This window comes from Streptomyces sp. NPDC058662 (genome assembly GCF_042716255.1).
GTDB lineage: Bacteria > Actinomycetota > Actinomycetes > Streptomycetales > Streptomycetaceae > Streptomyces.
On sequence record NZ_JBHXRU010000080.1, the window covers coordinates 21695 to 30003 of the forward strand.

Sequence of the window (8309 nt, forward strand, 5' to 3'; positions counted from 1 at the left end):
GGATCCCTCCTCCCCGCCCTCCGCCCGGGCCCCTCACCTGGGTTTTTGACAATCGTTTCCATTTTTGATGAAAATGGATGTCATGAACGTACGACGCCTCATACCCACCGCCGCCCTCGCCGGCGCCGTAGCCCTCGGCGCCTCCGCCCTCACCGCCTGCTCCTCGGAAGCCGGTGCCGGGAGCGGCACGGACGGCACGCTCGACGTGACGGCGTCGTTCTATCCGCTGCAGTTCCTCGCCGAGCAGATCGGCCAGGGCCACGTGAAGGTCGACACCCTGACCAAGCCGGGTGTCGAGCCGCACGACCTGGAGATCACCCCCAAGCAGACCGCGCAGCTCACCGAGGCCGACGTGGTCCTCTACCTCAAGAGCCTGCAGCCCGCCGTCGACAAGGCCGTGGCCCAGTCCGGCGTGAAGAACGTCGTCGACGCGGCCGCCCTGACCCCGCTGGAGGTCCACGGCGGCCCCGGCCACGGCGAGGAGGGCCACGAGCACACCGACGGCGACGAGCACGCCCAGGACGGCGCGCACGCCGAGGGCGAGGCGCACGCCGAGGGCGACGGCCACGAGCACGGCGAGGCCGGCGAGGACCCGCACGTCTGGCTCGACCCCGCCAAGTTCGCGGAGGTCGCCAAGGGCGTCGGCGCGGCCCTGGAGAAGGCCGACCCGGAGCACGCGGCCGACTACCGGAAGAACACCGGCGACCTCGTCGCCAAGCTGACCGCGCTGGACACCGAGTTCAAGGACGGTCTGGCGAACACGGCCTCCAAGACCTTCATCACCACCCACTCCGCCTTCGGCTACCTCGCCGAGCGCTACGGCCTCGACCAGGAGGGCATCTCCGGCGTCGACCCCGAGTCCGAGCCGAGCCCGGCGCGGATGAAGGAGCTGCAGGCCGTCGCGAAGAAGGACAATGTCACCACGGTGTTCTTCGAGACACTGGCCAGCGACAAGACGGCCAAGACCCTCGCGCAGGACACCGGCCTGACGACCGACGTCCTCGACCCGCTTGAGGGAATCAGCGACAAGTCCCAGGGCGCTGACTACTTCGAGGTCATGCGCTCCAACCTGAAGAACCTCCAGAAGGCGCTCGGAGCCAAGTAATGACAGCAGCAGCAACGGAGGCGCGAGCCATGCAGTCCATGCCCCGACAGGCGGATGACCAGCCCGTCATATCCCTGCGCGGGGCCACGGCCTCGCTCGGCTCGCGTCCCGTGCTGCGCGGGATCGACCTCGCCGTCCACCGCGGCGAGGTCGTCGCGCTGCTCGGAGCGAACGGCTCCGGCAAGTCCACGGCCGTCCGTGCCGTCGTCGGCCAGGTCCCGCTGTCCGGGGGCGCGATCTCCCTCTTCGGAACGGACTTCAAGCGCTTCCGCGACTGGTCGCGCATCGGGTACGTCCCGCAGCGCACCACCGCCGCCAGCGGCGTCCCGGCCACCGTCCGCGAGGTCGTCTCGGCCGGCCGGCTGGCCCGCACCCGCTTCGGCATGCTGCGCAAGGCCGACCGGGCCGCCGTCGAGCGGGCGCTGGCCCTGGTCGACATGGACTCCTACGCCGACGCCTCGGTCAACGCGCTCTCCGGCGGCCAGCACCAGCGCGTCCTCATAGCCCGGGCGCTCGCCGTCGAGCCCGAGCTGCTGATCATGGACGAGCCGATGGCCGGCGTGGACCTCGCCAACCAGGAGGTCCTGGCCAACGCGCTGCGCCGCCAGGTCGAGGCCGGCGCGACCGTCCTGCTCGTCCTGCACGAGCTGGGCCCGCTGGAACCGCTCATCGACCGGGCCGTGGTCCTGCGCGACGGCTGCGTCACGCACGACGGCCCGCCCCCGGAGGCCCTGGGACAGCACGCCCTGCCCGGCCACGACCACGTACACCCCCACGCGGCGCACGACGCCGAACCCCTGCGGACGGGACTGCTGAGCTGATGGGCCTCCTCGACTACCCCTTCATGGTGCGGGCGCTGATCGCCGCCGCGCTGGTGGGCATCACCGCACCCGCGATCGGCACGTACCTCGTGCAGCGCCGCCAGGCGGTCATGGGCGACGGCCTCGGCCACGTCGCGATGACCGGTGTGGCCCTCGGTTTCGTGCTCCAGACCAGCCCCGTGTGGATGGCCACCCTGGTGGCGGTCCTCGGGGCCGTCGGCATGGAGCTGATCCGCTCCCGCGGCAGGACCAGCGGCGACGTCGCCCTGGCGATGCTGTTCTACGGCGGCCTGGCCGGCGGCGTGATGATCATCAACGTGGGTGGCGGCTCCACCGCCAACCTGCTCGGCTCGATGTTCGGCTCGATCACCACCGTCGCCTCCGAGGACGTCACCGCGATGGCGATCCTCGCCGCGTTCGTCCTCGCCGTCACCATCGGCCTGCGCCGCCAGCTCTTCGCCGTCTGCCAGGACGAGGAGTTCGCCCGGGTCACCGGTCTCCCGGTGCGCGCCCTGAACCTGCTGATCGCCGTCACCGCCGCCGTCACGGTCACCGTCGCGATGCGCATCGTGGGCCTGCTGCTCGTCAGCGCCATGATGGTGATCCCCGTGGCGGCCGCCCAGCGGCTCACCCGCGGCTTCGCCGCCACCCTGGGCCTCGCCGTCGCGATCAGCCTCGCCGTCTCGCTGACCGGCACCGCCACCACGTACTACGTCGACGCGCCGTCCGGCGCCATGATCGTACTGCTGGCGATCGGCGTCTTCGTCGTGCTGACGGCCCTGTCCGCACCGCTGTCCCGGCGCCGGGCGAGGGACGCCCGGGCGAACGAGGAGGTCTGTACCGGCGACGACGTGAAGGTCTAGCCGGGGCGGTCTCCTGGCACAATGGGCCGAGGCCGATACGAGGAGGAACCGGTGGCGACTGCGCCTGGCGAGATGAATACCGCGCCAGTACGAGGACGGTCCACCCGGCAGCGGGCCGCCGTGGCGGCTGCGCTGGACGAGGTGGACGAGTTCCGCAGCGCCCAGGAGCTCCACGACATGCTCAAGCACCGTGGCGATTCCGTGGGCCTGACCACCGTCTACCGCACCCTCCAGTCGCTCGCCGACGCCGGCGAGGTCGACGTCCTGCGGACCAGCGACGGCGAGTCCGTGTACCGCCGCTGCTCCACCGGCGACCACCACCACCACCTGGTCTGCCGCACGTGCGGCAAGGCCGTCGAGGTGGAGGGTCCGGCCGTGGAGAAGTGGGCGGAGTCGATCGCCGCCGAGCACGGCTACGTGAACGTCGCCCACACGGTGGAGATCTTCGGCACCTGCGCGGACTGCGCCGCCGCCGGCTGAGGACGGCCCGCACCCCCCGGTGGACCACGGCGAGGGCCGCGGGCTGTCGTCGCGCGCCCGCCGCGGCGCTGGCGTCGCGCGCCCGCCGCGGATCCCGGGACAGCCCCCTCCGGAGCCGGCCCGGGTCCCCGGAGGCGGGTCAGCCCGTCTGCCCCTCCGCCTGGTTCGGGACGGCGCCGCCGAAGCGGCGGTCGCGCTGGGCGTACTCCAGGCAGGCCGCCCAGAGGTTGCGCCGGTCGAAGTCCGGCCACAGCACGTCCTGGAAGACCATCTCCGCGTACGCGCTCTGCCAGAGCAGGTAGTTGGACGTGCGCTGCTCCCCGCTCGGACGCAGGAACAGGTCCACGTCGGGCATGTCCGGGTAGTACATGTACTTCGCGAACGTCTTCTCGTTCACCTTCGACGGGTCGAGCCGGCCCGCGGCCACGTCCCGGGCGATCGCCTGCGCCGCGTCCGCGATCTCGGCGCGGCCGCCGTAGTTGACGCAGAAGTACAGGGTCATCGCGTCGTTGTCGACGGTCTGCTCCTGGGCGACCTGGAGCTCCTGGACGACCGACTTCCACATCTTCGGCATGCGGCCGACCCAGCGGATCCGGATGCCCAGCTCGTTCATCTCGTCGCGCCGGCGCCGGATGACGTCGCGGTTGAAGTTCATCAGGAAGCGCACCTCGTCGGGCGAGCGCTTCCAGTTCTCCGTCGAGAAGGCGTACAGGGAGAGGTTCTTGACGCCCATCTCCAGGCAGCCCTTGAGCACGTCGAGCACGACGCCCTCGCCGACCTTGTGGCCCTCGGTGCGGGGCAGGCCCCGCTCCTTGGCCCAGCGGCCGTTGCCGTCCATGACGACCGCGACGTGGTTCGGGACGAGCTCGCCGGGGATCTTCGGCGGGCGCTCGCCGGACGGGTGCGGCTCGGGAACCTTGTACTCCCGGCGAGAGCGTCCCAGAATCCCGCGTCGTGCCATGTGCCCAGCTCCTATTTCTCGACGTATCGCAGGGAGCGTAGCCCGCGCTCCAGATGCCAGTGCAGATAGGCGGAGACCAGCCCGCTGCCCTCCCGCACGTGACGCGCCTCGCACGCGTCGGCGTGGCCCCAGTCGCCCGTCAGCAGTGCGCTGAGCAGGGCGAGGGCCTCCGACGAGGGTACGACGCTGCCGGGCACCCGGCAGTCGCCGCATACGACCCCGCCCGCGGCGACGGAGAAGTGCCGGTTCGGGCCGTGGATGCCGCACTTCGCGCAGTCCTCGAAACTGGGCGCGTAGCCGTTGACGGCGAGGGAGCGCAGCAGGAAGGCGTCGAGGATCAGATGCGGCGCGTGCTCGCCGCGCGAGAGCGTCCGCAGGCCTCCGACGAGCAGCAGGTACTGCTGCACGGAGGGCTCGCCCTCGTTCTCGGTGAACCGCTCGGCGGTCTCCAGCATGGCGGTGCCCGCGGTGTAGCGGGCGTAGTCGGTGACGATGCCGTTGCCGTACGGGGCGATGATCTCGGTCTGGGTGCAGAGCGGCAGGCTGCGGCCGACCAGCTCGCTGCCCCGGGAGAAGAACTGCACGTCGGCGTGGGAGAAAGGTTCCAGCCGGGCGCCGAACTTGGACTTGGTGCGGCGCACTCCCCGGGCGACGGCCCGGACGCGGCCGTGGCCCCGGGTCAGCAGCGTGATGATGCGGTCCGCCTCACCCAGCTTCTGGGTGCGCAGCACGATGCCGTCGTCGCGGAACAGACTCATGCGCCCATTGTCGCCTGTGCGGGGGCCGGCTCGGCGACAGTCCCGGGAGCGGGGCCCGGACAGCGGCAGCCCCCGCCCGGACGGGGGTCCGGGCGGGGGGCCGGGCGGGGGGCCGGGCGGGGGGCCGGGCGGGGGGCCGGGCGGGGGGCCGCCCCTTCCGGAGGGTCAGGGAGCCGGGGTGTGCGCTCCGTCCGCCTTTTCCACCGCGGGCGGTGCGCCCTTCTCCGCCACCTCGGGTGCCTCGTCCGCCACCTCGGGTGCCTCGTCCGCGGCGTCGGCCGGGGCCGCGACCTGGGCCGGCAGCTCGATCTTCGGTACCGCCCGGCTCTCCCCGGACAGGCCGTTGAAGATCAGGTTGAGGACGATGGCGGCCGTGGCGCCGAGGGTGACACCGCTGTTCAGGAGCGAGGAGAGGTCCGCGTCCATGTGCTGGGTGAAGAAGACCGGGACCGTCGCCGGGAGCAGGGCGAAGGCGAGGGAGACGCCCACGATCAGGGCGTTCTTCTCCTCCTTGAGGTCCACCTTGCCCAGGGTCTGGATACCGGCCAGGGCGACCATGCCGAACATGACGGTCGCGGCGCCGCCGAGGACCCCGTGCGGGACGGCGGCGACGATGGCGGCGGCCTTGGGCAGCAGCCCCAGGATGATCATGAAGACGCCGGCGGCGACCACCACGAACCGGCTCTTCACCTTCGTCATCCGCACCAGGCCGACGTTCTCGGCGAAGGCCACGTACGGGAAGGAGTTGAGGACTCCGCCGAGCGCGGTCGCGGCGCCGTCGGCACGCAGTGCGCGGGCCACTGTCTCGCTGTCGACCTCCTTGCCGACGATGTCGCCGACGGCGTAGGTGTCGCCGGTCGTCTCGACCATGGTGATCAGCATGACGATGAGCATCAGGACGATCGGGAACCACTGGAACTGCGGCATGCCGAAGTGGAACGGGGTGGTGACACCGACCCAGTCGGAGTTCTCGACGTTCCCGAACTGGGCGTCCCCGAGGAGGAAGGCGACCAGGGTGCCGCCGACCAGGCCCAGCAGGATGGAGATGCTGGAGAGGAAGGGCCTGCCGATCTTCATCAGGACGAGGATGAAGAGCATCGTGCCGCCGGCGTAGGCGAAGTGCTTCGGGTCGCCGAAGTCGGGGCTGCCCAGGCCGCCGGCCGCGTCGTTGAGGCCGACCGGGATCAGGACGATGCCCAGTACGGTGATCACGGTGCCGGTGACGACCGGCGGGAACAGCCGCATGACCGTGCGGAACGCCTTGGCGGGCAGCCAGGCGAACGCGAAGGTCGCGATGCCGGCCGTGATGACCGCGCCGTAGATGACCAGCAGGGCGGCCGTACCGCCCCCGGCGCCGAGGCCGAGGCCGATCATCGGGGACACCGCGGTGAAGGTCACGCCCTGGATCAGGGGCAGTCGCGCCCCGATCCGGCCGATGCCCCAGGCCTGGATGATCGAGGCGATACCGCAGGTGAAGAGGTCCGCGTTGATCAGGTAGACGAGCTGTTCGGGGCTCAGCTTGAGCGCGTTGCCGACGATGATCGGGACGATCACCGCGCCGGCGTAGAAGGCGAGTACGTGCTGGAAGCCGTACAGCGCGAGCTTGGGGAGGGGGAGCACCTCGTCGACCGGGTGCGTGCTCCGCTCTCCGCTGGAGGAGAGCCGGGCGGCGACACGTGCCATCTCTGCCTTGCCCTTCAATGAGGTAGGTGAGTGGGAGAGATCTGTGGAGCCCCGGCCGGAGTGGGTCGCTAACCCGTTGGTCCGCAGGGGTGGTCCGGTTACACGGGGATCGAAGCCTCGCCGTGTTACCGGCGGCGTCTCGTCGTGTGACCGGAATTGAACGCCTGTGGGGGGCCTCACAGATATCGTCGACTTCTACAAATTGTTGACGCGCGGGCGGGCGTGATCTGTAGGTTTCTCCAGTGGTGCGCTCCGGGCCGCAGGCGTATGGCCGCTGCCGCCTCTGCGCCGCCGGCGGAGGTGCTCAAACGGAGGCCACAGGGGCGTCGACCTGCGGAGATCCGGCATCACCGGTCGGAACACCACCCGCCCGTAGCCTCCACCGCACCCGTCCAAGGGGTGGATGGTCAGCGCTCGGAGCCACCGGCTCCGCACCCGCGCGGGGTCTGCGGAACGCCGGATTTCGGTCGTGCGAGGCCGGATCGTTACGTCCTACGGAGCTGTTCCGGCCGGTTTCGGTGACGGGCGGGGCGGCGGTGGCCCGAAGAGGTCGGGCGCGCGCCGCCCTCCCGGCCTACGGGGCCCGGACCGCCGACAGGAGCCGGGCCACTTCCTGCGCGTCGATCCGCAGCGCCGCGCCCACGATGGCGAGCACCTCGCGCTCCGCCGGGATGTACGGGCCGTCCGCGAGAGCGACCCGCGCGCCCCGCAGCAGGATCGACTCGCGCCCCGGCCCGGCCAGGTGCGGGGCCAACGGCTCCAGCGCCTCGTGGAGCTCGATCGACAGGGCCGCGCCGCAGCACTCCGGGACGTCGTACAGCCCCAGCCGTCCCTCGTCGGCGGACAGCGCCTCCACGAGGGACTCCAGTTGCTCCTCGGTGCAGTCCTGGAAGCCGGCGGCCCGTACGGACCACACGGCGGCCTCCAGGGCGCTGCGCGAGGCCGTACCGCCCGCGGCGAGCACGGCCAGGGTCACGGTGTGCACCGCGTCGCGCAGCAGCGCCGTGAAGCGGGTGGCGGTGAGGTGGTCCATGACGTCCGTGCCGAAGCGCTCGCGGCAGCCCTGGCACTCGATGACGGGTCCGGCCTGCCCGCGCGGCAGCAGCGGCACGCCGAGGACGGTGAAGCGGCGGCGCCCGGTACGCCTGCGGTAGTTGCGGTCCCCACCGCAGGCGGGGCAGAAGAACTCCCCGTCGCCCACGGTGCTCCAGGCGGTACGGGTGCCCCAGACCGTCAGCTTCCGGCCGTCCCCACCCCGAACTGGCAGCACGTCGCACCTCCGTCACCTTCCGGCGGCACCGCCGGGTGGGCGTGATGTTAGCCACATCGGTGAGCATGCGTCAGCCGTGCGGCAGGACAACCTCTGCCGCGACCCGGACTTGGCCGGTCTGCGCCCCCGCCCGCGGCCGCTCTCCCAGGGGGCCGCCACATGCTCGGCGGGTGGCGCCCGGCCGCGGTGGTCCCTCTTTCGGATGTACGGCGGACCGGCCCCCGGGGAGCGGGCCGGGTGACGGCGGCCGGCGGCCGTTCCCGGCCCGGTGACGCGCGTGGGCCCCGCCCCACCGGGGGGGGGGCGGGGGCCACGCCGGCGGCCGCCGGGACCCCCCGCCGGGGCGGCCGGGAGCCCCCCCCGCCGTT

The 8309-nt window shown here is 71.9% G+C and carries 8 protein-coding genes; 4 read left to right on the forward strand and 4 right to left on the reverse strand.

All coding sequences use genetic code 11. The annotated features are described in order from the left end of the window. Positions 1–82 precede the first annotated feature (82 nt). Genes ACFWUQ_RS23905 through ACFWUQ_RS23920 form a run of 4 tightly spaced genes read left to right on the forward strand, consistent with a single transcriptional unit; the run spans position 83 to position 3269 of the window. Positions 83–1105 carry a metal ABC transporter substrate-binding protein gene (locus ACFWUQ_RS23905; protein ID WP_384541456.1) on the forward strand — a complete coding sequence of 341 codons (1023 nt, stop codon included), beginning with the start codon at positions 83–85 and terminating at the stop codon, positions 1103–1105. A 29-nt stretch (positions 1106–1134) separates the two neighbouring features. Further along, positions 1135–1926 (forward strand): metal ABC transporter ATP-binding protein, encoded by a 792-nt coding sequence (locus ACFWUQ_RS23910; RefSeq protein WP_384541474.1) that lies wholly within the window; start codon positions 1135–1137, stop codon positions 1924–1926. Continuing rightward, on the forward strand, positions 1926–2789 hold the full coding sequence (locus ACFWUQ_RS23915; RefSeq protein WP_384541458.1) for a metal ABC transporter permease: 864 nt from the start codon (positions 1926–1928) through the stop codon (positions 2787–2789). Before ACFWUQ_RS23910 ends, ACFWUQ_RS23915 begins: the two co-directional genes overlap by 1 nt. A 51-nt stretch (positions 2790–2840) precedes the next feature. Next, positions 2841–3269 carry a Fur family transcriptional regulator gene (locus ACFWUQ_RS23920; protein ID WP_384541461.1) on the forward strand — a complete coding sequence of 143 codons (429 nt, stop codon included), beginning with the start codon at positions 2841–2843 and terminating at the stop codon, positions 3267–3269. Between the two features lie 139 nt (positions 3270–3408). On the opposite strand, the gene ACFWUQ_RS23925 is transcribed toward ACFWUQ_RS23920, so the two are convergent. The 4 genes from ACFWUQ_RS23925 to ACFWUQ_RS23940 all read right to left on the reverse strand — a co-directional run bounded on the left by ACFWUQ_RS23925 (position 3409) and on the right by ACFWUQ_RS23940 (position 7941). Then, a complete protein-coding gene (locus tag ACFWUQ_RS23925; RefSeq protein WP_384541464.1) occupies positions 3409–4230 on the reverse strand; it encodes an isoprenyl transferase in 822 nt (273 codons plus the stop codon). 11 nt (positions 4231–4241) lie between these two features. Then, positions 4242–4988 (reverse strand): DNA repair protein RecO, encoded by a 747-nt coding sequence (gene recO, locus ACFWUQ_RS23930; protein ID WP_384541467.1) that lies wholly within the window; start codon positions 4986–4988, stop codon positions 4242–4244. A gap of 165 nt (positions 4989–5153) precedes the next feature. Beyond that, the gene (locus tag ACFWUQ_RS23935; RefSeq protein ID WP_384541469.1) at positions 5154–6671 is read right to left on the reverse strand and encodes a nucleobase:cation symporter-2 family protein; all 1518 of its coding nucleotides are present in this window, start codon (positions 6669–6671) and stop codon (positions 5154–5156) included. Positions 6672–7245: 574 nt separating this feature from the next. Continuing rightward, a complete protein-coding gene (locus tag ACFWUQ_RS23940; RefSeq protein WP_384541472.1) occupies positions 7246–7941 on the reverse strand; it encodes a TerB family tellurite resistance protein in 696 nt (231 codons plus the stop codon). Positions 7942–8309: the final 368 nt, after the last annotated feature.

What these genes read in the sequence shown, in the direction of transcription:
- ACFWUQ_RS23935 (WP_384541469.1), bottom strand. Translation starts at nt 6,671, where the DNA reads ATGGCACGTGTCGCCGCCCGGCTCTCCTCCAGCGGAGAGCGGAGCACG.
- ACFWUQ_RS23905 (WP_384541456.1), top strand. Translation starts at nt 83, where the DNA reads ATGAACGTACGACGCCTCATACCCACCGCCGCCCTCGCCGGCGCCGTA.
- ACFWUQ_RS23915 (WP_384541458.1), top strand. Translation starts at nt 1,926, where the DNA reads ATGGGCCTCCTCGACTACCCCTTCATGGTGCGGGCGCTGATCGCCGCC.
- recO (WP_384541467.1), bottom strand. Translation starts at nt 4,988, where the DNA reads ATGAGTCTGTTCCGCGACGACGGCATCGTGCTGCGCACCCAGAAGCTG.
- ACFWUQ_RS23925 (WP_384541464.1), bottom strand. Translation starts at nt 4,230, where the DNA reads ATGGCACGACGCGGGATTCTGGGACGCTCTCGCCGGGAGTACAAGGTT.
- ACFWUQ_RS23910 (WP_384541474.1), top strand. Translation starts at nt 1,135, where the DNA reads ATGCAGTCCATGCCCCGACAGGCGGATGACCAGCCCGTCATATCCCTG.